The sequence below is a fragment of the Mycolicibacter kumamotonensis genome (assembly GCF_002086285.1).
GTDB classification, from domain to species: Bacteria; Actinomycetota; Actinomycetes; order Mycobacteriales; family Mycobacteriaceae; genus Mycobacterium; species Mycobacterium kumamotonense.
In genome coordinates, this window is record NZ_MVHU01000003.1 from 94,229 (window position 1) to 119,290 (window position 25,062).

The window sequence follows — 25,062 nt, forward strand, 5'->3', positions numbered from 1 at the left end:
CTGCGGCGGCTTCAGTAGGCGAATGACAGGGGCGCCACCTCGTCGTCGGCGGGCGGTGCCGGCGGCGCGGGTTCGGCGTCGTGCTCCAGTGGTCCCTCGGCCACATAGCGTCTGATCAACCAGAACCAGATGACCGCGAGCACCGCATAGACCAACGTGAACATCACCAGCGAGGTGACGACCATGCCGACGGAATTGCCCGACACCCCTTCGGCGACGGTCAGCCGCACGTTCTGATCGCCGGTCGGGTTGGGGACCACGACCCAGGGCTGGCGGCCCATCTCGGTGAACACCCAGCCCGCGCTGTTGGCCAAAAACGGGGTGGGGATGGTCAGCAGCGCAAGCCAGGAGAACCAGCGTTGCTTCGGGATCCGGTCGCGGCGGGTCAGCCACAGCGCGGCCAGCGCGAACGCCACCGGGACCAGCAGCAGGCCGATCATCGCGCGGAACGACCAATAGGTGACGAACAGGTTCGGGCGGTAGTCACCCGGCCCGAACTGCTGTTCGTAGCGCTGCTGGATGTCGCGGACCCCCTCGAGCGAAACCCCGCTGAACCGGCCCTCGGCCAAGAACGGCAGCACGTAGGGCACCTCGATCACCCGGGTCAGATGGTCGCAGTTGTTCTGCCGTCCGACGGTCAGGATCGAGAAATCCGGGTCGGTGGCGGTGTCGCACAACGATTCCGCCGAAGCCATCTTCATCGGCTGCTGGACGAACATCAGCTTGCCCTGAATGTCGCCGGTGAAGAACAGCCCGGCCGCGGCGATCAGCGCAACCCAACACCCGAGGATGGTCGCCGGGCGATACATGGTGGCCGCGTCGACACCGGCGGCTTGCGCTCCACCGCCGCCCGCCGCAACACCGGCCCGCGACCGCACCATCCACCAGGCGCCCACCGCGGCGACGAATGTCCCCGCGGTCAAGAACGCGCCGGCGACCGCGTGCGACAGGGCGGCCCGGGCGGTGTTGTTGGTGAAAAGCGCCATGATGCTGTCCAATTCGGCGCGGTTGGTCTCCGGATTGAAGTGCGCGCCGACCGGATGCTGCATGAACGAATTGGCGGCGATGATGAAGAACGCCGACACGTTGGTGGCGATGGCGACGATCCAGATGCACAACAGATGCACCGCCCGCGGCAACCGGCCCCAGCCGAAGATCCACAGGCCGATGAAGGTGGATTCGAAGAAGAACGCGGCCAGGCCCTCCATCGCCAGCGGGGCGCCGAACACGTCGCCGACGAACCGCGAGTATTCGCTCCAGTTCATCCCGAACTGGAATTCCTGCACGATCCCGGTGGCCACCCCGAGGGCGAAGTTGATCAGGAACAGCTTGCCGAAGAACTTCGTCAGCCGATACCAGGCGACGTTGTCGGTGAGCACCCACACCGTCTGCATGACCGCGACCAAGGGCGCCAAACCGATGGTCAGCGGCACAAAGATGAAGTGATAGACGGTGGTGATCCCGAATTGCCACCGCGATACGTCGACGACGTCCATGGGCGATCTCCCGGAGCTGCGGAGCCGATGCTACGACAGAGTGTAGTAGTTATGGCGCGGCGGTACTAGCGCTATTTCGAGGCAGTTAGGATCCGGGGCGGTGACCCGTGACGAGACTTTCCTAGAAGGAGCCGAACCCATGAGCGACATCGAGACGTCGGCAGCTGCCACCGGAACGGCGATGGAACAGGCCGTCGCGGTGTTCATGCTGCACCCGGAGACCTTCGCCGACAGCATCGCCGCGGGCTATCAGAATCCGCTGACCGGGTACGTCGCCGGACGGGCCGGCGTGCTGGGCGAGACCACCGGTGCCACCGTCGGTGCGGTCTTCACCGTGTTCGAACCGACCGCACTGGCGGCGATGTGGGACGAAGGTGTCGCGGTGCGCGGCGCTGCCGCGGCAGCGCAACAGTATTGGGCCCAAACGGCCGACTTCGGGCGTAAATATCTCGCCGGTGCACAGGGGCTGGATCGGATCGCCGCCCTGGGCGAGAAGGTCATCGCCGCGACACCGACCGGGGGGCTGCCGCTGTTCGCCGGGTGGCGTGCCATGCCCGTGGCCGACGACGCCGCGGCGCGGGCACTGCAGGTGATGTTCATCCTGCGCGAACTGCGGGCCGGTGTGCACTTCAATGCGCTCGCCATCTCGGGCATCGCCCCGATCGAGGCGCACATGCTCAACAAGGGGCCGCAGTACGCCGCGATGTTCGGCTGGCCCGAACCTTTCGCCGACGGCGCCGACAAGAAGGACCGCTACGACGAGATCGAACAGGCCACGAACCGGCGCATGGCCGAATTGTTCGCCGCCGCGCTGAGTGGGGAAGAGGCCGAGGAGCTGGCCCGGTTGAGCACCGATGCGCTGGCGTCGTTGCAGGCCGCCGTTCCCAGCTGACCTACCTCTCCTCGGCCAGCGCGGCGCCGAGCCGGCGGGTCGCCGAATGTAGTTGCGTCCCCAGCCGGGTGATCGCCGCGCCGCTCATCGGGTCGGCGCTGGGCACCAGGCTCAGCATCAGTGCCACACGGGATCCCGGCCCCAGGATGGGGGAGTCGATGTGGCTGACCCGGTAGCTGCGGTCGGGATCCAGGTCGGCGGGGAACCAGTCTTCGGTGTGGATCAGTTCGTCGGTCAACGCCTGCGCCAGCTGGCTCAGCCGGGTGGAGCGCACCTCGGCGCTGCGCACGATCAGCGCCAGTTCCTGCAGGCGTAGGTCGGGCAGGATGTGCAGTCCGACCGCGTAGCCGCGTTGTTCGGCGGCGGTCAGGGCCCGGCGGTAGCGATCGCGCGCGTCCTCGGGCAGCGCGGCCAGCCACTGATCCCGGGCCCTCGGTCCGGACCAGGCGACGATCGACGCCCCGTAGGGCGGGCGGTGCGGAAACTGGGTGCCGATGGGCATCGGGTGGCCACCGCCCTGGGGGCTGCGAACCTGATCCACGACGGTGGAGTAGTCGTCGCTGACCGAGAAGGCGACGCAGTGCGCGCCGGTGGCCGCGGCCAGCTCGGCCATCGCCGAACGGGCCAACACCAGGGCCGGATACCGGCCGGCCGCCTCTCGGCCGAGCCGCACCAGGGCGGGACCGAGGTGATAGGTCTTGCGGACCGGGTCGCGCAGCAGCCAGCCGGCCCGGAGCAGTTCGGCCAGCATCGAATGGCAGCTGGCCTTGTGGACGCTCAGATGCCGCGAAATCTCGGCCAGCGTCATGCCCTCGTTTCCCAGGCCGGCCAGGTGGTCGAACAGATTCACCACCCGTTCGGTCTGCGGGGAGGGACGTGGCGCCATAGCAGAACCCTAGCCGGGGAGTCGCATAGTGCGACTCCTTGCGGTGGACTGCGCGACCATGTGACGATGGCCACAATCATGGATCTTCGGGGCAAGACGGCGGTGGTGACCGGGGGAGCCGGTGGCATCGGCCGGTCCCTGGGCAGCCGGTTCGGCCGCGAAGGTATGAACGTGGTGCTCGCCGATGTGCTGGCCGAACCGCTGGATGAGGCGACCCGAGCGCTGCAGGCCGAGGGTATTGACGCCGTCGGGGTCATCACCGACGTCACCGATTACTCCTCGGTCGAGTCGCTGGCCGAGCAGGCGCTCGCACGCTTCGGCGCGGTGCATGTGGTGTGCAACAACGCCGGCACCGGCGCCGTCTCCGAGGGCTACCTGTGGGAGCACGACCTGGCCGACTGGCGCTGGGGCATCGACGTCAACGTCTTGGGCGTCATCCACGGCATCAAGGCGTTCGTGCCGATCCTGCTCGAGCAGGACGCCGGACACGTGATCAACACCTGCTCGGGCAACGGCGGCTTCGCCCCGATCGCCCGCGGTGCCCTGGGCGGACCGGCCACCGCCGTCTACCCGATGACCAAGGCCGCGGTGCTCTGCCTGACCGAAAGCCTCTACACCCACTTGGAGATGACCGGGACGCGGGTACGGGCGCACGTCCTTTTCCCGGGCGGATTCTTGAACACCGGGATCTGGGAGTCCTGGCGGCACCGCCCGCACCGTTACGCCGCCACCCACCAGCGCCGCACCCCCGAGGCGACCCTGGCCGCGGTGGTGGCCCGATTCGAGGCTGCCGGCACGCAGGTCGAGTTCACCCCGCTCGAAACGGTCGCCGACCAGGTCGTGGAGGGCATACAGGCAGATCGCTTCTGGATGATGGGCCCGCCCGCCGCCTCCGATCAGGTTGTGGCGGCCAAGGCGGCGTCGATCCTGGCACGCGGCGAGCCGGACTACCTGGTCGACGTCCTGGGACGGCATGCCCAGAACGCGGGGGAAAAAGGAGGAAAGCGTTGAGTACCACCGCAGTCCGCTACGGCCCTCGTCCACCCGAGGAGCGGGTCGACCACGAGATCGATGCCACCACGGCGCCGATCGCCACCGAGGCGGTGACCATCGCCTACCTCACCGATCCGGAGATCGTCGCGGCCGTGCTGCCCAAACCGCTGGAGCCGGCCGCCGAACCGCTGGTGCGAATTCAGCTTCAGCGGGTCCAGCTGGCCGGCCGGCCGCCGTTCGGATCGGCGGTGTTCTCGGTGGCCGCCCGGCACGGCGACATCGACGGCGACTACCCGTTGTTCATGCCCCAGTCCACCGAACAATCCGTCACCGGGGGACGCGAAACCTTCGGCGAGCCCAAGAAACTGGCCCACATCGAGGTGGAGCGCGACGGTGCGAACATCAGCGCGGGCGTGCAGCGGCTGGGCCACCACCTCATCCAGGTGAACGGCCGGGTGACGGGCCCGGGCGAATTGCCGCCCGACCAGGTCAACATCGAGTTCTACTTCAAGTTCCTGCGTGCCCCCGACGGCAGCGGCATCACCGACCCCCACCTGGTGTACGGCGAATACCACCGGCACTACGAGTCACTGGAGATCGTCGACGGCACGTGCGAGCTGGGGGAGTCGCCGCTGGATCCGGTGGCCGACATCGTGATCCGGGAGCTCCGATCGATCACCTGGTGTCGCCGCCGCACCGTTCAGGTGGGGCGGATAGCGCAGCGGGTGCCGCAGGAATGGCTGCTGCCCTACGTGCACCAGCGATACGACGATGTGGCTCTGCTCGCCGCCCCCACGCCCGAGTCGGCGCGGCGGTAAACGCATGGACCGCTACACGGTCATCTCGGCCGACTGCCACGCCGGCGCCGACCTGCTCGACTACCGCGGATACCTCGATCCGGCCTACCGCGACGAATTCGACAGTTGGGCGAAGGAATTCGTCAACCCGTTCGGTGACCTCACCGAGCCCGAGGCCGAACGCAACTGGAACAGCGACCGGCGCAACGCCGATCTCGATGCCGAGGGCATCACCGGCGAGGTCATCTACCCCAACACCGTGCCGCCGTTCTTTCCGCACGGGAGCCTGGCCGCCCCACCGCCGGAGACGGCCCGTGAGCTCGAACTGCGTTGGGCCGGCTTGCGTGCGCACAATCGTTGGCTGGCCGACTTCTGCTCGCTGTCGCCGCAGCGGCGCGCCGGAGTCGGCCAGATCCTGCTCGGCGACCTCGACCAAGCCGTCGCCGAGATAGCGCAGATCGCCGGGCTGGGGTTGCGCGGCGGTGTGCTGCTGCCCGGGGTGGCCCCCGGCACCGGCATCCCACCGCTCTACGCCGAGCACTGGGCGCCGCTGTGGGCGGCCTGCGACGAGGCGGGTGTGGTGGTCAATCATCACGGCGGCAACGCCGGCCCGTCCCCGATCGACGGCTGGGGCAGCTCGTTCGCGGTGTGGGTCTACGAGACCCACTGGTGGGCCCACCGGGCACTGTGGCATCTGATCTTCAGCGGCACACTGGACCGCCACCCCGGCCTCACCGTGGTCTTCACCGAACAGGGCGCCGGGTGGATACCGGCGACGCTGGACTCGCTCGATGTCGCCGCGGCCCGGTACGCGCGCCCGGGTTCGGCGATCGCCCGCTTCGCCGGGCCCACCGCCGGCTCACTGACCCGCAAGCCCAGCCAGTACTGGGCCCGGCAGTGCTACGTCGGCGCCAGCTTCATGCGCCCGGTCGAGTGCGCCGAGCGACACGCCATCGGCGTCGAGAAGATCATGTGGGGAAGCGACTACCCGCACTACGAGGGAACCGCGCCCTATACCCGGGAAGCGTTGCGGCACACCTTCGCCGGTGTACCGCAGGCCGAAGTGGCGGCCATGGTGGGCGGGAATGCGGCGGCCGTCTACCGCTTCGACCTGGCCGCCCTGGCGCCGCTGACCGACCGCATCGGCCCGACCGTGGCCGAGGTATCCGAGCCCCTGGCCGAAGTGCCCCCCGATGCGAGCAGCACCGTCTTCGAGCCCGACCCGATCCGCACCTGGTAGCGAAAGGACGCCCGCCGTGAATCACGACGCGCCGTACACGATCATCTCCGCCGACACCCACGCCGAACTCCCGACCGAGCGCTACCGCGAATACGTCGACCCCGAATACCGTGAGGACTTCGAGACCTATCTGGCCGAGAAGACAGCCGCGGCGCAGGCCGGCGGGTTCATCGACGAGGAGTTCGCCCAGGAGTGGTTCTCCGAGCACGGTGAGGGCATCGCCGGCGGTTGGGACGTCGCACTGCGGGACCGCGAACTCGACGGCGACGGGGTGGTCGGCGAGGTCATCTTCCCCGACGCCGACGCGGTGACCGGGGTGGCCGGGGCCCCGTTCGGGGCGGGCCTGGGCCAGTCCGGCGACCTCGACCCGGGGCGCGCCATGGCCGGCGCGCGGGCCCACAACCGCTGGCTGGCCGAACTGTGCAGCCACAGCCCCGAGCGACGCGCCGGGGTCGCGGTCGTGCCGGTCCTGGCGGACCTCGACGCGGCGGTCGCCGAGATCACCCGCGCGGCGGACTCCGGTCTGCGGGGCGGGATTCTGATCCCGGCCCGCTGGGTCGGCTATCCGCCCTACCACGATCGGCGCTACGACAAGGTCTGGGCGGCCTGCCAGGATCTGCAGATGCCGGTGCACACCCACTCCGGGCCCGCCCCGCAGGAGGAGTACGGCGGCCACCTGGGCATCTACGTCACCGAGGTGCGCTGGTGGGGCGCCCGGCCCTTGTGGTTCGCGTTGTGGTCGGGGGTCTTCGAGCGCTTTCCCGGCCTACGCTGGGGGGTCACCGAATGCGGCGCGTTCTGGGCCAACGATCTGCTCTGGCTGATGGACACCCGGTTTCTGCGTGAGCATTCGGCCAAGAAGATGAGCCACCAGATGGAGGGCGACCTGACGATGCCGCCGTCGGCCTACTTCGACCGGAACTGTTTCATCGGGGCCACCACCACCGAGCGCAGGGAACTGGCCCGACGCTACGAGATCGGTGTCTCCAACCTGCTGTGGGGCAACGACTTTCCCCACCCGGAGGGGACGTGGCCGCACACCCGCGATTGGCTGCGGCGTTCCTTCTGGGACATCCCGGTCGAGGAGACCCGTCAGATGCTGGGCCTGGCGGCGGCCGAGATGTACCGCTTCGATCTGGCTGCCCTGGCCCCGCTGGCCGAGCGTATCGGGCCCACACCCGAGGAACTCGGCCAGGACGATGCGGTGAGCATCCCCAAGTGGGAAGCGGCTCGCCTGGCCGGCCGGCACTGGCTGACCGACGCGGAGCCGATCCCCGACCTAGTACAGAACTGAGGACACCATGACCGCAACTTCCGACGATCGCTACGTCGTCATCTCCACGGACACCCACGCCGGAGCCGATCTCTACGACTACAAACCGTATCTGCCCGCAGCGCTGCACGAGGACTTCGAGGCCTGGGCCAAGACCTACAGCAGCCCGTTCGACGACCTGATCGTCGCCACCGCCAACCGGAACTGGGACCATGAGCTGCGGATCACGGAAATGGACGCCGACGGGGTCGCCGGAGAAGTACTGCTGCCCAACACCGTTCCGCCGTTCTTCCCGACCACACCCAACATCACCATCAGCCTGCCGCGGACGCGCGACGACTTCGAGAAGCGGTGGGCCGGAGTGCAGGCGCACAACCGGTGGCAGGTCGACTTCTGCGCACTGGCCCCGGCCCGGCGCCGCGGCCTGATTCAGATCTTCCCCAATGACATCGAGCTGGCGCTGCAGGAGATCCGTTGGGGCGCCGAGCAGCCATGCTTCGGCGGCGTGCTGATTCCACCGGTATCGCCGGGGGACCAGCAGGTGGCCCCGCTGTTTCACACCCGCTACGACCCGATCTGGGAACTCTGCTCGGACCTGGACCTGACCGTGGTGCAGCACGCCGGCGCCGGCAGCCCCGAGATGCCGATGGACCAGCCGGCCTCCAACGCGGTGCTGATCACCGAGATGGCACTGTGGGCGCAGCGCACCCTGAGCCACCTGATTCTCGCCGGGGTCTTCGAGCGGTACCCGACACTGCGGTTTGTACCCACCGAGCAGGGCACCCTGTGGGTGCAACAACAGCTGATGGTGCTCGATGCCATGGTGCCCACGATGAAGTCCGAGGCGAACAATCGCACCTACGGGATGTTCGGCGGCTCGTCGGTCGACGAAATGACCCTGATGCCCAGCGAATACGCCCGGAGAAACTGCTATCTGGCCAGCGAGCTGGGCCCCTATGACACGGCGATGATCGACTACCTGGGGGCCGAGCACATCATGTGGGGCAGCGACTATCCGCACGAGGAGGGTTTCGCGCCGCAGTCCAAACTGGCGATCCGCTGGGCACTGCACGACCGCACGGAAGACGAGTGCCGCAAGATCCTGGGTGAGAACGCGGGGCGCCTGTACCGTTTCGACCTTGACGCCCTGGCGCCCGTCGCCGCCAAGATCGGACCTTCCGTCACCGAGGTGGCAACACCGCTGGGCGACACCGGCTATCACGCGCCGGCCGCGTTCGGCTACCGGCCATTCGAGGGCGGGCTGGCCCTCAAGCGGATGGCGCCGGTACGCGAGTAGGTCTGTGCTTCAGATCATGGCCCGCAACGGGCCCTCCGGCTCGATGCCCAAGGAACTGAGCGCGGAGGCGTGGAAGGTGGTGCCGGGTACATGGATCGCGTGATTGAGCCCGGCGTGCGCGTCGCGCCAATACCGTTGCAGCGGTTTGTCCATCCGTAGCGCGTTGCCGCCGGAGCGGGCGAAGATCTGGTCGATGGCGGCTACCGCACGCCACACCGCACGGACCTGGGTGCGGCGCCCCGCGGCGCGATCGGCGAAGCTGACCTCTTTGCCGGCGGCGACCATGTCGTAGATCCGGTCGGCGTTGGCTAGCAGCTCTTGGCGGGCGGCGTTGATGTCGGCGGCCGCCTCGCCGATCGCGTACATGACGTAGGGATCGTCTTTGATCGCGGTCCCGGTGGCACTGACCCGCGCCCGCTGATAGTCCAGGTGGGCGGCCAGCGCCCCTTCCGCGATCCCGATGACCGCCGAGGAGATGCCGAGCGGGAACATCGTCGACCACGGCATCAGATACAGCGGGTCGGTCATCCCGGCTTCGCGCTGGGCGCTGCCGTCCATCACCTTGAGGCCGTCCATCGTGCGGTAGCTCGGGACGAATGCGTCTTTGACGATGACGTCCTTGGAGCCGGTTCCGCGCAGCCCCACCACATCCCAGGAATCGTCGACGATCTCGTAGTCGCTGCGCGGCAGGATCATGTGCAGAATGGCCGGCGGCATGACCGGGATGCCGTCGGCGCCGCCGAGCATGGCCCCGAGAATGATCCAGTCGCAGTGGTCGGTGCCGGAACTGAACTGCCAGCGACCGTTGAAGAGGTAGCCACCATCTGCAGGCGTGGCCACCCCCTGCGGGGCATACGGGGAGGCCATCCAGGTGTCGATGTCGTCGGCCCACACCTCTTCACCGACGCGCGGATCGGCGTAGGCCAGCTGGTAGGGGTGCACGCCGACCACACCGGTGACCCAGCCCGCCGAGGGGTCCAGCGCCGCGGTGGCCATCACGGTCTCGGCCCACTCGCGAGGATGCACCTGATATCCGCCGTGCTTGGCCGACTGCAGCAGGCGGATCGAGCCGGCGTCCTTCATCGCCTTGACCGTCTGATCGGTCAGCCGGCCGATCCGCTCCGCCTCGCCGGCCTGCTCGCGCAACTGGTCGGCGATCTCGATCAGCCGGTCGATCACCCGCTCGCCCATGTCGTCGCCCTTACGTTGTGGACTTGAAAAACGATGGTCTGCTGCAGGTGATGATGGCACCGTCGACGGCCGGTGTCTGGCGAAAACGGCAGCGGAATCGCTGTAAACCCCAAGGCGTGATGGGGTACATTTCACTTCGACCCAGACGGAACCCGAGTTCCGTCCATGCTCGCCGGCGCGCGACGGTGCGGGGTAGACACAGGAGGCGGTGGGTGTACGGACTGCTCAAGAAGCTGTGGATCCCACTGCTTCTGGTCGTCGTGACCGCACTCGGCGCCTACGTCGTCGTACGGGTGCGGGATAGTTTCGGCGCCAACGCTTACGCGTCGACCGCCGATGCGAACGCCGACGAGACGAAGCCGTTCAACCCCAAACACATCACCTACGAGGTGACGGCGCCCTCGGGGGGCACCGCCAGCCTCAACTTCCTCGACGAGGATGGGCAGCCGCATCTGGTCGAGGACGCTGTGCTGCCGTGGTCGCACACCATCGTCACGACGCTGCCCTCGATGTCGGCGAACATCGTGGCGCAGGGCGACGCCGGCATGGGCCACCTGCGTTGCCGGGTCATCGTCGATGGCGAAGTCCGTGACGACCGCAGTATCGACCAGTACGAGCCCTTCATCTACTGCCTGGTGAAGTCGGTATGAGCAACGAGAATTCACCGCAACCGCGTTCCCGCATCGCCCACCTGCTGCGGGTCTTGGCGGTTCCCATCATCTTGTTTTGGCTGCTGATAGCGGTCGGGACGACGCTGTTCGTGCCGGGGCTGGGCGAGGTGGCCGCCAAGCGTTCGGTGCCGATGTCGCCGCTGGATGCGCCGGCATACAAGGACATGATGAACATCGGGCACAAGTTCGAGGAGTTCGATACCGACTCCTCGGCGATGGTGGTCATCGAAGGCGACGACAAGCTCGGTGACAGCGCGCACGAGTACTACGACCGGATCGTCGCCAAGCTCGAAGCCGACGATCATGTGCAATTCGCCCAGGATTTCTGGAGTGACCCGCTGACCGCTGCCGGCTCGCAGAGCCCGGACGGCAAGGCCGCCTACGTACAGCTGTTCCTCGATGGTTCCCAGGGCACCGGCCGCAGCCATAAGTCGGTGGCCGCGGTGCGCGACATCGTCAACAGCGTGCCGGCGCCGCCGGGCGTGAAAGCTCATGTGGCCGGCAACACCGCCCTCAACACCGACACGCTGATCGCCGCCCACAACAGCATGGAACTGATGACCGCGGTCACCATCGGCGTCATTTTCCTGATGCTGCTGGCCATCTACCGTTCGTTACGGTCGGCGATCGTCGGGCTGATCCTGGTTCGCTTCGAGCTTTATGCCGCAGAAGGCATCGTGGCCACCGCCGGCCACCTGAACATCATCGGGCTGACCCCGTACGCGGTGAGCATGGTGACGATGCTGACGATCGCCGCGGGAACCGACTATTTCATCTTCTTGCTGGGCCGCTACCAGGAAGCCCGGTCTCGCGGCCAGGACCGTGAAGAAGCGTTCTACAGCGCCTATCACGGTGTGGTTCACGTCATCGTGGGTTCGGGCCTGACGATCGTGGGCGCCTGCCTGTGTCTGACCGCGACGAAGCTGCCCTATTTCCACTCGATGGGGCTGCCGTGTGCCATTGCCTTGACCGCGACCATGATGGCCGGTTTGACGTTGGCGCCGGCGGTACTCGTGGTCGGATCCAAGTTCGGCATCTTCGACCCCACCCGGCAGGTCTCGGAACGCGGCTGGCGGACCATCGGCACCTTTGTGACGAGGTGGCCGAAACCGATCATCGTGGTGACGTCTTTTATCGCGGTGATCGGTTTCGTCAGCCTGGCGACGTATGTGCCGAACTACAATGACCAGAAGTTCACTCCCGAGGAGATCCCGGCCAATGTGGCGCAGACCGCGGCCGAACGGCATTTCTCCAAGGCGCGCATGAATCCCGAACTGCTGATGGTCGAGGCCGATCACGACCTACGCAACCCCGCCGACATGCTTGTCATCGACCGGATCGCCAAGAGCGTGTTCCACGAGCGCGGCATCGGGCGGGTGCAGACCATCACCCGCCCGCTGGGCGCACCGATCGAGCACAGCTCCATTCCGTTCGTCATCGCCATGGGCAACTCCAGCACCTTGCAGACGGCGAAATTCATGAACGACAGCATGGCCTCGATGCTCGAGCAGGCCGACGAGATGGGCCGCACCATCGCCGTCATGGAACACATGTACGGCGTGATGGCCCAGATGACCGACGCCACCCATGACATGACCGCCGACATGCACGTGCTGCTCAGCGACATCGAAACGGTGCGCCAACACGTCGCCGATTTCGACGACTTCTTCCGGCCGTTCCGAAGCTATTTTTACTGGGAGCCGCACTGTTTCGACATCCCGGCCTGCGCAGCGCTGCGATCGGTCTTCGACATGCTCGATGACGTCGACATCATGACCGACGACATGGGCGTCACCGTCAAAGACGTCGACAAGCTCGACACCCTGATGCCGCAGATTCTGGCGGATCTGCCCAAGACGATCGAGTCGATGAAGAACATGCGCGGCTTCATGCTGGCCACCCACAGCGCGATGTCGGGAATCCAGCGTCACATGCAGGAGGCCGCCGAAGGTTCGACGCTGATGGGCAAGTTCTTCGACGAGGCCAAGAACGACGACTCCTTTTATCTCCCACCGGAAGTCTTCGACAACCCGGACTTCAAACGCGGCCTGAAGATGTTCGTCTCCTCCGACGGCACGGCGGTGCGTTTCATCATCACCCACCAGGGCGACCCCGCCTCGGTCGAGGGCATCAAGCACGTGCAGGGAATCAAGGAGGCCGTCGCCGACGCGATCAAGGGGACACCGCTGGAATCGGCGAAAGTATCGCTGGCGGGTACCGCCTCGATGTACAGCGACATGCAAGAAGGCGTGAGGATCGACTTGACGATCGCCGGGATCGCCACGTTGATCCTGATTTTCTCGATCATGCTGCTGATCACCCGCAGCCTGGTGGCAGCCCTGGTCATCGTCGGCACCGTGTTGGCATCGCTGGGCACCGCATGCGGGCTGTCGGTGCTGTTGTGGCAGGACATCCTCGGACTCGGCCTGCAATGGATCGTGTTGCCGCTGACCGTCATCATCCTGCTGGCCGTGGGATCGGACTACAACCTGCTGCTGGTATCACGGCTCAAAGAGGAGATCCCCGCCGGACTCAACACCGGCATCATCCGCGGTATGGGCGCCTCCGGCCGGGTGGTCACCGCAGCCGGGGTGGTGTTCGCCGCGACCATGGCCTCGATGCTGGTCAGCGACCTGCGGGTGATCGGACAGCTGGGCACCGCGATCGCACTGGGCCTACTGGTCGATACCTTCATCGTGCGTGCCTTCATGACCCCCGCGATCGCCGCCGCGCTGGGGCACTGGTTCTGGTGGCCGCTGAACACCTTCCGCACCAAGCACGACCCCCAGCCCGAACCCGTTCGCACCGAACCCATTCCGCAACCGATCAACGCGTGAAAGCTGTCAGCCACATGGAATCCAGACTGCGCCAGCGCACCGACGGGCGGCTAGACAGGTCCCGTGATCCGGCGATCCTGGACGCCGCGTTGGCCGTCGTATCAGAGCACGGCTACGACGCGGCCAACATGAACGACATCGCCGCGCGAGCCGGTGTCGGGAAAGCCGCCATCTACCGCCGCTGGGCGTCTAAAGCGGCACTGGTCACCGACGCGCTCATCTACTGGCGCCCCGATCTGCTGACCAAGGACACTCCCGACACCGGCAGCCTCGCCGGGGATCTCGACGCCCTGATCGAACAGGTCGGGCGCAACGACGACGACCGCGTTCCCAACGAGCTGGTGCTGCGGATGGCGCTGGAAGCCGTCCACGAGCCCGATTTGGCCTCCGTCGTTGACGATCTGGTGCTCGTCAAGGGCAAGGGCATGGTCGCCACGATCCTGGGGCGGGCCGCGGCCCGCGGTGAGATCGACGGCGACCGGGATTGGTCGATGGTCGCCGATGTCGTGCTGGCCATGGGACTGCTGCAAGTCGTCCGCGGCCAGGTCCTGGATGCCGCGTTCGTCCGGCAGGTCATCGACACCGTGGTGTTGCCCGCGGTTCTGGCTCCGCCGAGCAACTGACCGGTCAGCCGGCCGTCACACCGCGCTCGAAGATGCGGATGATCGAGGGCACGATGCTGTGGCGCGGCACCGTGCCGTGCGCGGCCTCGCTGCAGGCCTTGACCAGCATGCCGAACAGGGCGATCCGAATCCATTCCGGGGCGAGTTCGGGGGCGAAGACGCCTTCTTGCTGGCCGCGGATGATGAGGTTGCGGACCGGCGCGGAGTCCGGCAGTTGCTCGGCCGGGATGTCCCGCAGTACGGCCGGGTCGGCGAAGAGGAACACGATTCGATCCCCCTCGGGGACCAGTGTGGTGATCACCCGGCGCATCGCGTCGACCGCCGAGCCTTCGTCGGTGGCCGCGATGGCGAGGATGTCGCTGATGATGCGGATCGAATCCAGGGTGGTCTCGTAGATCAGCCGATCTCGGTCGGCGAAATAGCGGTGCAGGGTCGAGCGCGCGACCTGGGCTGCCGCCGCGATCTCGGGGAGGGTGGCGGTGCGGTCTCGGGCGAGCACCGATGCCGTGGCATCGAGGATCGCCGCCCGGGTGCGCGATTGCGCTCCGGTCAGCTCCCGGCACTCGACGTCCATCCCCCGATGATAGCCGCAAGCCCGTCCATTAATGGGACGTTGACGTCCGATTAATAGACGTATACTCTCCGTCGACGGATGGTTAAGTCCACTAACGGATGAGGTCGGCGTCACAGACAAGGGGGCGGGTTCCGGGATGCACTGGAATGTCTTCGGCACCGACTGGCACCTGTTCGGCGACCTGGCTGCCCTTGCCTTCGTGGCCCTGGTGCTGTTCGCCGCCGGGGTCTTCCGCTATGTCCAGCGCCTGCAAAACCGGCCGCCCCTACCGATCAGCGAAGGGCTCGGCGCCCGAAAGGCGGTGCTGGCCAAGGTGCGCAAGCGCGAACCGCTGTCCGCCCACGAGCTGGAATTCGCCGCCCGCGTGATCAGCGACCAGCGTTCTCCGCTGGCGTTCTGCATTCCCGCCGCGATCTTCTCGCTGGGCTGCTTCTACGTGCTGGGCAGTCTGGAGCAGCTGCACGGCGCCACCCCGTCGGAGCGCACGTTCCTCGGGGTGATCCCGATGCTCGGATCGTTCAACGTCACCGCCCAACTCGTGCGGGCGGCGAAGCTGAAGAAGCGGCTGCCGGCGGCCGTCGACGAAGCCGACGAGGAAACCGAATGAGTCGCAGTTCACCGCGCCGGCCGCTGCTGGCGCGCATCTGGATGCCGCTGGTCGCGCTGATCGCACTCAGCGTGGGGGCCATGGGCATGTGGAAGGTGCACCAGATGTCCTCTCCGGGACCGGTGTTGACGGTCAATCCACCCCAGGCGCCCGAACAGTTCAACCCGAAGAAGCTCACCTATGAGGTGTTCGGCTCGGCGGGCGAGGGTGCCCTGCTGTCCTACCTCGATATCGATGGGCATCCGCACACCGTCGAGTTGGACGCCCTGCCCTGGACTCATCAGGAGACGACGATGCTCACGGTGGTCTCGGGCAGCATCTCGGCGCAGGTGCGCGGCGACCACGTCGGCTGCCGGATTCTGGTCGACGACGTGGTCCGCGATGAGCACACCAACACCCGGGCGAATGCCGACATCACCTGCCGGGTGAAGTCCGCATGAGCCGGCATCAGACGACTCGTCCGCTGGCGGCCCGGCTGGTGCGCCGGCTGGCGATTCCGATCATCATCTTCTGGGCGCTACTAGCCGTGGTGACGAATACCTTTGTGCCACAAGTGGAGCGAGTGGCTGAGGAACTTGCCGGGCCGATGGTCCCCACCTACGCGCCCTCGCAGGCCGCCATGCTGGCGATCGGGGAGAAGTTCCAGGAGTCCGACTCGACCAGCATGACGATGCTGGTGCTGGAGGCCGACCGTCCGCTGGGCGAGGCGGACCACCGCTACTACGACGACCTGGTCCGCACGCTGCAGGACGACACCGCCCACGTCCAGTACGTGATGGACACCTGGGGCAAGCCGATCACCGCGGCCGGGGCCCAGAGCCTCGACGGCAAGGCCGCCTACGTGCTGCTGCGGCTGGCCGGGGACATCGGCCAGCTGCAGGCCAACGAGTCGGTCGCCGCGGTGCGCGACACCGTCGCGACCTCCGATCCGCCGCCGGGGCTGTCGGTCTATGTCAGCGGCGCGGCTCCGCTGGCCGCCGACACGGTGGCGACCGCCAACCGGAGCCTGAACAACATCACGATCGCGACGATCTTGCTGATCATCTGCATGCTGCTGATCGTGTATCGCTCCTATGTGACCATGTTGGTGCCGCTGTTCGGGGTCTTGATCCTGATGCTGGCCGCCAAGGGGGTCATCGCGACCCTCGGGCACTTCGGCTACATCGAGTTGTCGTCGTTCGCGGTGAACTTGGTTGTCGCGTTGACCCTGGGGGCCGGAACCGATTACGGCATATTCCTGATGGGCCGCTACCACGAGGCGCGACTGAACGGCGAGAGCCGCGAGGACGCGTTTTACACCGCCTATCGCGGGGTGTCGCACGTGATCCTGGGATCCGGGCTCACGATCGCCGGCGCCGCGTTCTGTCTGAGTTTCGCGCGGCTGAACTACTTCAACACCATGGGGCCCGCGGTGGCGATCAGCATGGTGCTGACGGTCACCGGGGCGTTGACGCTCGGGCCGGCGGTGCTGAGCGTGGGCAGCCTGATCGGACTGTTCGATCCGCGGCAGCAGGTCAAGGCGCGGCTGTACCGCCGGATCGCCACCAGCGTGGTGCGCTGGCCCAAGCCGATCCTGACCGCCAGCGCCGCGCTGGTCACGATCGGGGCGGTTTTCGTGCCGAGCTACCAGGTCAGCTTCGACGACCGCAGCTATCAGCCGCGGGACTCCGCCGCCAATCAGGGTTTCGACGCCGCGGATCGGCACTTCGCCCGCAGCAAGCTGTTCTCCGAGATGCTGATGGTCGAGTCGGATCACGACATGCGCAACTCGGCGGACTTCATCTCGCTGGACCGGGTGGCCAAGGCGCTGATCCGGCTGCCCGGGGTCGCGATGGTGCAGAGCATCACCAGACCGATGGGCCGCGCGCTGGAGCACGCGTCGCTGCCCTACCTGTTCACCATGCAGGGCAGCGCCAATGGTCAGCAGCTGCCGTTCACCCGCGAACAGAACGCCAACACCGACCAGCAGGCGCAGATCATGGGCCACACCGTCGAGGTGCTGCAGACCACGATCGCGCTGACCCAGAAGCTGGCCGACGAGATGCATTCCACGGTTCTGACGATGGAGGAGATGCAGGCACTCACCGAACAGATGGATGAGGAGATCTCCAATCTGGACGACTTCATGAGGCCGATTCGCAGCTATTTCTTTTGGGAGCCACACTGTTACGACATCCCGGTCTGCTGGGCGTTCCGCTCCCTGTGGGAGATGATGGACAGCGTCGACAAGCTGGCCGAGAACATCAAGAATGCGGTGTCGTCCCTGGAGGTCGTCGACACGCTGCTCCCGCAGTTGGTCACCCAGCTCAACATCATGGCCGACGACCAGATCGCGTTGCGGTCGCTGATCGTCAACACCTACGGGCCCTCGGACATCCAGGCCCGCAACACCGACCAGACCTTCGACGACATGATCAACGTCGGCAACGACTTCGACGCCTCCCGCAGCGACGACTTCTTCTACATACCGCGGCCGGCGTTCGACAATGAAGACATCAAGACCGGGATGCAACTGATGATGTCCCCCGACGGCAAGGCGGCCCGATTCATCGTCACCCACGAGGGCAACGCGATGGGACCCGAAGGTATCGAGCACGTCGAGAAATTCCCCGACGCGATCAAGATCGCACTCAAGGAAACCTCACTGGCCGGGGCCAAGATCTACATCGGCGGATCCGGCTCGAACAACAAGGACATTCAGCAGTATTCCCGCTCGGATCTGCTGATCGCCGCCATCGCGGCCTTCGTGCTGATTTTCCTGATCATGCTGGTGATCACCCGAAGTCTGGTGGCGGCGTTGGTGATTCCCGGTACCGTGGCGTTCTCCTACGCCGGAGCGTTCGGATTGTCGGTGCTCATCTGGCAGCATCTGATCGGGTTGCACCTGCACTGGCTGATCCTGCCGCTGACGTTCATCATCCTGGTCGCCGTCGGTTCGGACTACAACCTGCTGCTGATCGCCCGGCTCAAAGAGGAGCTCGGCGCCGGGCTGAACACCGGCCTGATCCGGGCACTGGGCAGCACCGGCGGCGTGGTCACCTCGGCCGGCCTGGTGTTCGCGTTCACCATGCTGGCGATGCTCGCCAGCGACTTGCGGACCATCGGCCAGCTCGGCTCCACGGTCTGCATCGGGCTGCTGCTGGACACCTTGATCGTGCGGTCGTTCATCGTCCCGTGCCTGGTCCGGATCTACGGGCCGTGGTTCTGGTGGCCGACGCTCGTGCGTCAGCGCCCGCCGCGGCAGCGGGTGACCGCAAGGCCGCCCGGACCGATTTAGAACACCTTCTTTTCCACGAGCACATCGGCGAACGCCGCCAGGTCGGCGGCGAAGATCGCGGGCTGCTCGAACGCGGCGAAGTGCCCGCCACGGTCTGCGACGCTGTAGTGGACCAGGTTGTAGCGATGAGCGGCCCACGCCCGTGGTGTCTGCAGGATCTCGTAGGGGTAGACCGCGTAGCCGGTGGGCACCGCGACCCGGCCGGTCCATGTGCTCAGCGCGCCGTTACCGCCGCGGGCGGATTCGCAGTACAGCCGCGCCGCAGAGGTGGCGGTCGCCGTCAGCCAGTAGAACATCAGGTTGTCGATGAGTCGATCGGTGCTGATCGGTATGCCTTCACGGGTGTCGCACCAGGCGTGGAACTTCTCCAGAATCCAGCCGGCCAGACCCACCGGGGAGTCATCGAGACCGAAACCCAGCGAATGCGGGCGAGTGGCTTGCTGATTGAAGTAGGCCATGCCGCCGGTCATCCGTTGCGCTGCATCGACGATTGCGGCCTGCTCGGTCTCGGTGATTGCGGCCAGCAGCTCCGGGTCGTTCTTGTCGGGCGGCGCGAAGAGCATGTTGGTGTGGATGGCGGCGACCCGGTCGGAGTAGTGCTCGCCGAGGTGGCGGGTGACGATGGCGCCCCAGTCACCACCCTGCGCGACGTATCGGCGATAGCCCAGTTGCGCCATCACGTCGGCGACCGCAGCGGCCACCGTCGCGGCGTCAACACCGCGCCGCCGGGTCGGCCCGGAGAACCCGTACCCGGGTATCGAGATCACCACGACGTGGAATCGGTGCTGCAGCAGCGGAAGCACGTCCAGAAATTCGACGATCGACCCGGGCCAGCCATGGATGAGTACCAGGGGGATGGCGTTGCGATCCTCCGACCGGTGATGCAGGAAATGCACCCGCTGCCCGGCGGCCTCAGTCACGAACGAGCCGGCGGCGTTGACCTCGGCTTCGACCCGGCGCCAGTCGTAGTAGTGCAGCCAGTGATCGACAACGGTTTTGAGGAACCTCTGGTCGGTGCCGTAATCCCAGTCGGCTGCGTCGAGCTCGGCCGGCCAGCGGGTATTGCCGAGTCGCCGGCGCAGGTCATCGAGCTCGGCATCGCTGACGGCGAGCAGCAATGGTTCGGGATCGGTCACGGTGGCCTCCGCTCAGCTCAGCGACGATATGCTCGCACACGAAGCACCGTCCGGCGCAGGGATTGACCAGGTTCGCCCTTCGCGATACGGCGGCGTGCGGAGCGCGTCGGACCGGAAAGGAATCAGCAGTGTCCCGGATGTATCCGTGTGAGCAGGTCGGCCTCGATTTCCTCGAGCGGGCACCACAACGGTTCACTAACAGCGTCGATCTGGCCGTGACGCCCGACCAGGTCTGGGAGGTCTTGGCCGACGCCGAGGCCTGGCCGCACTGGGCGTCGGTCATCACCAACGTGACCTGGACCAGCCCGGAGCCGCACGGTGTCGGCACCACCCGGGTCGTCGACATGCGCGGCGGCATAGTCGGCAGCGAGGAGTTCCTGGCCTGGGAACCGGGTCGGCACATGGCGTTTCGGTTCAACGAGAGCTCGACGTCGGCGCTGGCGGTGTTCGTCGAGGAATACCGTATCGACGCGACGGCGGCGGGCTGCCGGCTCACCTGGACCCTGGCCAATCGGCTGACCGGAGCGGCCAGGCTCTTTTCGCCACTGAGCGCGCCGCTGATGAATCTGGCGTTTCGTCGCTTCCTGGCCAACCTGCGCCGCTACACGGACAGGCGGTTCGCGACGGCGCCGCGCGGATAACACCGCCGACGCGAGCGTGCGTAGTTGTACGCCTGACGTCGGTGTGTCGCGTACAGACACGCACGCTGGGCAGGTGGAACCCTAGCGCGGCGGCTGGAACCCTAGCGCGGGGTCATGGTCACCGGCATGTGCCGGACGCCGGCGTGCTTGTTGCTGCGGACATACTCGATCGGCCCGGTCAACGAGACCGTGCGCACCCGGTCCAGCAACACGTCGAAGATGACCCTCATCTCGAGGCGGGCCAGCGTCGAACCGAGACAGAAGTGCACGCCGCGGCCGAACGTCAAATGCGGGTTGGGGTTGCGGGTGATATCGAAAGTATGGGGATCGGTGAACACCGATTCGTCGCGGTTGGCCGAGGCCCACCACAGGCTCACCTTGTCACCGGCGCGGATCAGCCGGCCGTGCAGTTGCACATCGCGGGTGGCGGTCCGCCGGTTGTACGGCGTCGACGACGCCCAGCGCAGCAGCTCTTCGACCGCGACCGGCAGCAGCGCCGGGTCCTGGCGCAACCGCTCCCACGCCTCGGGATGTTCGCTGAGCGCGGCCATCCCGATCGCGATCGAATTGCGGGTCGTCTCACTGCCCGCGGCCATGATCAGGCTCAAGAACATCCGCTGTTCGTTGTCGGTGAGCGGCTCGCCATCGATCAACGCGTGCGTCACCACCGACAGCAGGTCGTCGGCGGGCTGGGCGCGTTTGCGCTCCAACAGATCCGCGCCGTAGACGAACATCCGGGCCTGGGCCTGCACCAGCCGGTCGTTGACCTCGCCGACCTCCCGATCCTCGTAGTCCAGCGTGACGTTGGCCCAGTTCATCAGCTCATGGCGATCTTCCTGGGGAACGCCCACCAGCTCCGCCACCGCCTGCAACGGCAACTCCGCGGCGACATCGACCAGGAAATCGCAGTCCCGCTTGGCCAACGCGGCGTCCACGATCGTCACGGCACGCCGGCGCAGATCCTGCTCGATCCCGCGCAGTGCCCGCGGAGTCATGCTGGGCATCAGCAGCTTTCGGAATTTCGCATGCCGCGGATCGTCCATCATGTTCAACAGCGCACCGACGGCGAAACCCAGCGGCATGTCCTCCAGCGTGGTGCCGCCGCCGTCGCGCCCGCCTCCGCTCTCCGAGGAGAAGGTCTCGGCGTCGGTGGCGGCGGCCACGATGTCGGCGTAGCGGCTGAGCACCCAGAATCCCTCTCCGCCCGGGGAATGAGCCGTGGCCGGATGGAACCAGACCGGCGATTCGCGGCGCAGCACGTCGAACACGTGGTGCGGGAATCCGGACGTGAACCGGTCCAGATCGGTGAGGTCGATGTCGTCGTGCATCAGATCAGGACCCTACCCATAGATCACACTGTCCCGTCTATTGTTCGGCGTGTGAGTGCCACCGCATGGACCTTGGCGAAGGGTTCGCCGCAGCACGGCCGCACAGCCGTCGTGACCGGGGCGAACACCGGTGTCGGTCTCGAAGTGGCCCGAGGACTGGCCGGCCTGGGAGCCACCGTGGTGCTGGCCTGCCGCAACCGCGACGCGGCGGACGCGGCTCGTCACGACATTCTCCGGACCGCGCCGGACGCCCGAGTCGATGTGGTGCACCTCGACGTCAGTGACCTGGCGTCGGTGCGGGCCTGCGCGGAGGAGTTGCGGGCCGGCTATTCCGTCATCGATGTCCTGGTCAACAACGCCGGCGTCATGCACCAGACGCGGCAGCTGACCGTCGACGGCTTCGAGGGCGACCTCGGCACGAACTTCCTCGGGCCGTTCGCACTGACCGGACTGCTGCTCGACCGCGTTCTCGCTTCCCGTTCGGGACGGATCGTCGCGGTGAACAGTAAAACCAGCCGGGGCGGGCGGATCGCGTTCGACGACTTGCAATTGACCAAGTCGTTCACCCCGACGGTGGCCTACACACAGTCCAAGCTCGCCCAGCTGATGGCCACCTACGAACTGCAGCGGCGGCTGGATTCGCTGGGCAGTGAGGCGATCTCGCTCGCCGCACACCCAGGCGGAAGCCGCACGGGGATCCTGCGCGAGCAGTCCCGCGCGGTCCGTTGGGTGTTCAACCGCCGGTTTCGCTACCTGACGGGCTGGTTCACCCAGGGGCCCGCCGACGGGGCGTTGGCGATGCTGCGGGCGGCTACCGACCCGGCGGCCACCGGAGGCCAGTTCTACGGCCCCGGTGGGCGTTTCGAGCAGATCGGCCCGCCGGTGCTGGTCCGGGCGCCACGGCGAGCCCACGACGCCGAAGCACAACAACGGCTCTGGACGATCGCCGAAGAACTCACCGGCGTCACCTACCCGCTGACCCGCGAACCTTCGTAGCGCCACGCGCGGCCGTCACCGCCGGTGCGATCCACCGGCGCAGCAGGCGCCGCAACTCCTCCCCCGGCGCGGGCGGCGGGGCCAGGATGAACGACTGCAGGGTGCGCAGCACCATCTCGATGATGTCGTCGATGGCCTGGTCGTCGTATCCGCTCCAGTCGACATCGAGTCTCTCGAGCAGGGAGTGCCCGAAGGCGCGGCCGGTGTCGGTGGTAACGGTGACGGCAAAGGCACTGGGCTGTTGGGCGCGCAGCAGCAGCCCGACGTAGGGATCGTCGGGAAGTCGTTCCAGGGTCAGCGCCACCCCCTCCGCGACCGCGTCGCCGGGGTCGGTCATGCCGGCCAAGGCCGCGGCGAGCTGATCCAGGAAGTCACCGACCCCGTCGATCGCGGTGGCCGACAGCAACTCCTCGGTGCTGGGGAAATAGCGGTAGACCGTCTGTCGGGTCACGCCGAGGGTGCGGGCCACGTCGGCGATGCTGGTCTGCTCGCCGCGCCGGTCGATGGTGCGCCGGGTCGCCGCCAGGATCCGCGCGACCGCCTCCTCGTCGCTGGCGGGCACGTTGCCGCCCCAACCGCGAGTGCGCATCAGAACCTCCGTGCCAGGGGTCGGCGCCGCTTCATAGCGGGAACGGTACCCACCGCGATCAGCCGGTAGCCGCACGGTGAAGGCACCCCGTTTCGGTGTCCTTACCCGCGCGTCGTTCTGACCAGCGCCAGCACATACCACAGCGTTACAAACTGTAAATAGAATGTCTCACTGTTGACCCGACCGCACGCCGGGTGCTAAGCAGATGCACAGCACACCTCCGCTGTCGTAAGAAGGGTCCACCCATGGCACTGCAGTCGGTAATCGATGATCTGGCGAAGCGCCCCGGCACCGGCGAGGTGATCCCGGTGATCGACCCGGCCACCGAGGAACAGATCACCGAGTTCCGCGACGCCGGTCCGGAAGCCGTCGACGAGGCGGTGGCCCGCGCCAAGGCGGCCTACCAGTCCGGGGCGTGGACCGACATCCCGGCCCGCCAGCGCGCCAAGGTGCTGTGGAAACTCGGCGATCTGATCGACGAGCACGCCAAGGAGTTCGCCGAGCTGGAATCGCTGGACGCCGGCATGCCGCCGGCGCAGGCCGAGATGATCGTGTCCACCTGCGCGGAGTTCTTCCGCTACTACGCGGGCTGGTGCACCAAGATCAACGGCAACAGCTACCAGGTCCAGATGGAGGGCGGGGTCAACAGCACCCACGCCAATTTCCACGCCTACACCCACAAGGAGCCCTACGGCGTCGTCGGCCTGATCTACCCGTGGAACGGCCCGCTGTTCAACGCCTGCGCCAAGGTCGCCCCGGCCCTGGCCGCCGGCTGCTCCAGCGTGGTCAAGCCGGCCGAGGAGACCCCGCTGTCCGCGGTGCTGCTGGAGAAGCTGATCGCCCAGGCCGGGGTTCCCGACGGTGTCACCAACTTCGTGATCGGCTACGGCGCCACCGCCGGCGCCGCGATCACCGCCCACCCCGATGTCGAGAAGGTCGCCTTCACCGGTTCGACGGAGGTCGGCAAGCAGATCATGCGTAACTCCGCGGACAACCTGAAGAAGGTCACCCTCGAGCTCGGGGGCAAGTCGCCGGTGCTGATCTACGACGACGCAGATCTGGACATGGCGATCATGATGGCCTCGATGGGCATCTTCGTGCACTCGGGGCAGGGCTGTGTGTGCGGTTCGCGAGTCTTTGTGCAGCGCAGCGTCTATGAGCGCGTGGTGGCCGGCATCGCGATGATCGGAGACAACCTGGTGCTGGGCGGCCCCAAGGACGAGGGCGCCATGATCAGCCCGCTGGTCAGCCAGAAGCAGCTCGACCGCGTCATGGGCTACATCGACCAGGGCCGCAAGGACGGCGTCGAGATCGTCAGCGGCGGTTACCGACTCGACCGCAAGGGTTACTTCATCAAGCCCACCGTGGTCACCGGCGTCGACCCGGCCACTTCCCGGTTGTACCGGGAGGAGATCTTCGGCCCGGTCGTGACGATCCTGCCGTTCGACGACGACGACGAGGCTGTCGCGATGGCCAACGACACCAGCTACGGCCTGGCGGCCACCGCCTGGACCACCAATCTGGCCCGCGCACACAACCTGGGCAAGCGGCTGCAGGCCGGCATGGTGGGGCTGAACTGCCAGCTGACCTTCGACCACAACGTGCCCTTCGGCGGTTACAAGCAATCCGGCCTGGGCAAGGAGTTCGGCTACGAGGGCATCGATGCCTACCTGAAGACCAAGTCGATCTGGGCGGCGCTGTAGCGCTGACAGGGGGCG

Annotated in this window: 22 protein-coding genes; 15 read left to right on the plus strand and 7 right to left on the minus strand. The window is 66.8% G+C overall.

The genetic code is table 11. From position 1 onward, the window contains the following. Positions 1-11: 11 nt before the first annotated feature. Positions 12-1,496 (minus strand): cytochrome ubiquinol oxidase subunit I, encoded by a 1,485-nt coding sequence (locus BST28_RS03345; protein ID WP_083079919.1) that lies wholly within the window; start codon positions 1,494-1,496, stop codon positions 12-14. Positions 1,497-1,635: 139 nt separating this feature from the next. Between BST28_RS03345 and BST28_RS03350 the strand changes: the two genes are divergently transcribed. Next, positions 1,636-2,388, plus strand: coding sequence for an SCO6745 family protein (locus BST28_RS03350; protein ID WP_083079921.1), 753 nt, complete (start codon positions 1,636-1,638; stop codon positions 2,386-2,388). 1 nt (position 2,389) lies between these two features. Here the strand turns inward: BST28_RS03350 and BST28_RS03355 are convergent, their stop codons facing one another. Continuing rightward, on the minus strand, positions 2,390-3,274 hold the full coding sequence (locus BST28_RS03355; protein WP_083079922.1) for an IclR family transcriptional regulator: 885 nt from the start codon (positions 3,272-3,274) through the stop codon (positions 2,390-2,392). A 60-nt stretch (positions 3,275-3,334) separates the two neighbouring features. On the opposite strand from BST28_RS03355, the gene BST28_RS03360 reads away from it, so the two are divergent. From BST28_RS03360 to BST28_RS03380, 5 genes are read left to right on the plus strand one after another with little or no spacing between them, the layout of a single operon-like run. Continuing rightward, positions 3,335-4,285: an SDR family NAD(P)-dependent oxidoreductase gene (locus BST28_RS03360; RefSeq protein WP_083079924.1), complete on the plus strand. Its 951-nt coding sequence runs from the start codon at positions 3,335-3,337 to the stop codon at positions 4,283-4,285. Next, a complete protein-coding gene (locus BST28_RS03365; protein ID WP_083079925.1) occupies positions 4,282-5,085 on the plus strand; it encodes an acetoacetate decarboxylase family protein in 804 nt (267 codons plus the stop codon). Before BST28_RS03360 ends, BST28_RS03365 begins: the two co-directional genes overlap by 4 nt. A 4-nt stretch (positions 5,086-5,089) precedes the next feature. Next, positions 5,090-6,304 carry an amidohydrolase family protein gene (locus tag BST28_RS03370; RefSeq protein ID WP_083079927.1) on the plus strand — a complete coding sequence of 405 codons (1,215 nt, stop codon included), beginning with the start codon at positions 5,090-5,092 and terminating at the stop codon, positions 6,302-6,304. Positions 6,305-6,320: 16 nt separating this feature from the next. Beyond that, positions 6,321-7,598: an amidohydrolase family protein gene (locus BST28_RS03375; protein WP_083079928.1), complete on the plus strand. Its 1,278-nt coding sequence runs from the start codon at positions 6,321-6,323 to the stop codon at positions 7,596-7,598. A 7-nt stretch (positions 7,599-7,605) separates the two neighbouring features. Then, complete coding sequence (locus BST28_RS03380; RefSeq protein ID WP_083079930.1) at positions 7,606-8,874, plus strand: amidohydrolase family protein; 1,269 nt, start codon at positions 7,606-7,608, stop codon at positions 8,872-8,874. A 9-nt stretch (positions 8,875-8,883) separates the two neighbouring features. On the opposite strand, the gene BST28_RS03385 is transcribed toward BST28_RS03380, so the two are convergent. Then, positions 8,884-10,065, minus strand: a complete 1,182-nt coding sequence (locus BST28_RS03385) for an acyl-CoA dehydrogenase family protein (RefSeq protein ID WP_019736641.1) — start codon at positions 10,063-10,065, stop codon at positions 8,884-8,886. A gap of 212 nt (positions 10,066-10,277) precedes the next feature. Here BST28_RS03385 and BST28_RS03390 point away from each other — a divergent pair, with 212 nt between their 5' ends. From BST28_RS03390 to BST28_RS03400, 3 genes are read left to right on the plus strand one after another with little or no spacing between them, the layout of a single operon-like run. Then, positions 10,278-10,715, plus strand: a complete 438-nt coding sequence (locus tag BST28_RS03390) for an MmpS family transport accessory protein (protein ID WP_019736642.1) — start codon at positions 10,278-10,280, stop codon at positions 10,713-10,715. Beyond that, positions 10,712-13,573, plus strand: a complete 2,862-nt coding sequence (locus tag BST28_RS03395) for an MMPL/RND family transporter (RefSeq protein ID WP_019736643.1) — start codon at positions 10,712-10,714, stop codon at positions 13,571-13,573. Before BST28_RS03390 ends, BST28_RS03395 begins: the two co-directional genes overlap by 4 nt. A gap of 14 nt (positions 13,574-13,587) precedes the next feature. Next, positions 13,588-14,196: a TetR/AcrR family transcriptional regulator gene (locus BST28_RS03400; protein WP_019736644.1), complete on the plus strand. Its 609-nt coding sequence runs from the start codon at positions 13,588-13,590 to the stop codon at positions 14,194-14,196. A 4-nt stretch (positions 14,197-14,200) separates the two neighbouring features. Here the strand turns inward: BST28_RS03400 and BST28_RS03405 are convergent, their stop codons facing one another. Further along, entirely contained in the window at positions 14,201-14,770 is a 570-nt protein-coding gene (locus BST28_RS03405; RefSeq protein ID WP_019736645.1) for a TetR/AcrR family transcriptional regulator, read from the minus strand. Between the two features lie 136 nt (positions 14,771-14,906). Between BST28_RS03405 and BST28_RS03410 the strand changes: the two genes are divergently transcribed. Genes BST28_RS03410 through BST28_RS03420 form a run of 3 tightly spaced genes read left to right on the plus strand, consistent with a single transcriptional unit; the run spans position 14,907 to position 18,654 of the window. Beyond that, complete coding sequence (locus tag BST28_RS03410; RefSeq protein ID WP_019736646.1) at positions 14,907-15,377, plus strand: hypothetical protein; 471 nt, start codon at positions 14,907-14,909, stop codon at positions 15,375-15,377. Beyond that, a complete protein-coding gene (locus BST28_RS03415) occupies positions 15,374-15,817 on the plus strand; it encodes an MmpS family transport accessory protein (protein ID WP_019736647.1) in 444 nt (147 codons plus the stop codon). The genes BST28_RS03410 and BST28_RS03415 overlap by 4 nt, the downstream gene beginning before the upstream one ends. Next, complete coding sequence (locus tag BST28_RS03420; RefSeq protein WP_109560621.1) at positions 15,814-18,654, plus strand: MMPL/RND family transporter; 2,841 nt, start codon at positions 15,814-15,816, stop codon at positions 18,652-18,654. The genes BST28_RS03415 and BST28_RS03420 overlap by 4 nt, the downstream gene beginning before the upstream one ends. Here BST28_RS03420 and BST28_RS03425 read toward each other — a convergent pair. Continuing rightward, positions 18,651-19,790, minus strand: coding sequence for an epoxide hydrolase family protein (locus BST28_RS03425; RefSeq protein WP_083079933.1), 1,140 nt, complete (start codon positions 19,788-19,790; stop codon positions 18,651-18,653). The genes BST28_RS03420 and BST28_RS03425 overlap by 4 nt on opposite strands. A 137-nt stretch (positions 19,791-19,927) precedes the next feature. Between BST28_RS03425 and BST28_RS03430 the strand changes: the two genes are divergently transcribed. Further along, positions 19,928-20,431 (plus strand): SRPBCC family protein, encoded by a 504-nt coding sequence (locus BST28_RS03430; protein ID WP_083079935.1) that lies wholly within the window; start codon positions 19,928-19,930, stop codon positions 20,429-20,431. 101 nt (positions 20,432-20,532) lie between these two features. Here BST28_RS03430 and BST28_RS03435 read toward each other — a convergent pair whose 3' ends face one another. Further along, the gene (locus BST28_RS03435; protein ID WP_083079936.1) at positions 20,533-21,759 is read right to left on the minus strand and encodes a cytochrome P450; all 1,227 of its coding nucleotides are present in this window, start codon (positions 21,757-21,759) and stop codon (positions 20,533-20,535) included. A 51-nt stretch (positions 21,760-21,810) separates the two neighbouring features. Here BST28_RS03435 and BST28_RS03440 point away from each other — a divergent pair, with 51 nt between their 5' ends. Beyond that, positions 21,811-22,755 (plus strand): oxidoreductase, encoded by a 945-nt coding sequence (locus BST28_RS03440; RefSeq protein WP_083079938.1) that lies wholly within the window; start codon positions 21,811-21,813, stop codon positions 22,753-22,755. On the opposite strand, the gene BST28_RS03445 is transcribed toward BST28_RS03440, so the two are convergent. Beyond that, the gene (locus BST28_RS03445; RefSeq protein WP_083079939.1) at positions 22,724-23,344 is read right to left on the minus strand and encodes a TetR/AcrR family transcriptional regulator; all 621 of its coding nucleotides are present in this window, start codon (positions 23,342-23,344) and stop codon (positions 22,724-22,726) included. The two genes, BST28_RS03440 and BST28_RS03445, sit on opposite strands and share 32 nt — an antisense overlap. Positions 23,345-23,589: 245 nt before the next feature. Here BST28_RS03445 and BST28_RS03450 point away from each other — a divergent pair, with 245 nt between their 5' ends. Next, on the plus strand, positions 23,590-25,047 hold the full coding sequence (locus tag BST28_RS03450) for an aldehyde dehydrogenase family protein (RefSeq protein ID WP_083079941.1): 1,458 nt from the start codon (positions 23,590-23,592) through the stop codon (positions 25,045-25,047). Positions 25,048-25,062: the final 15 nt, after the last annotated feature.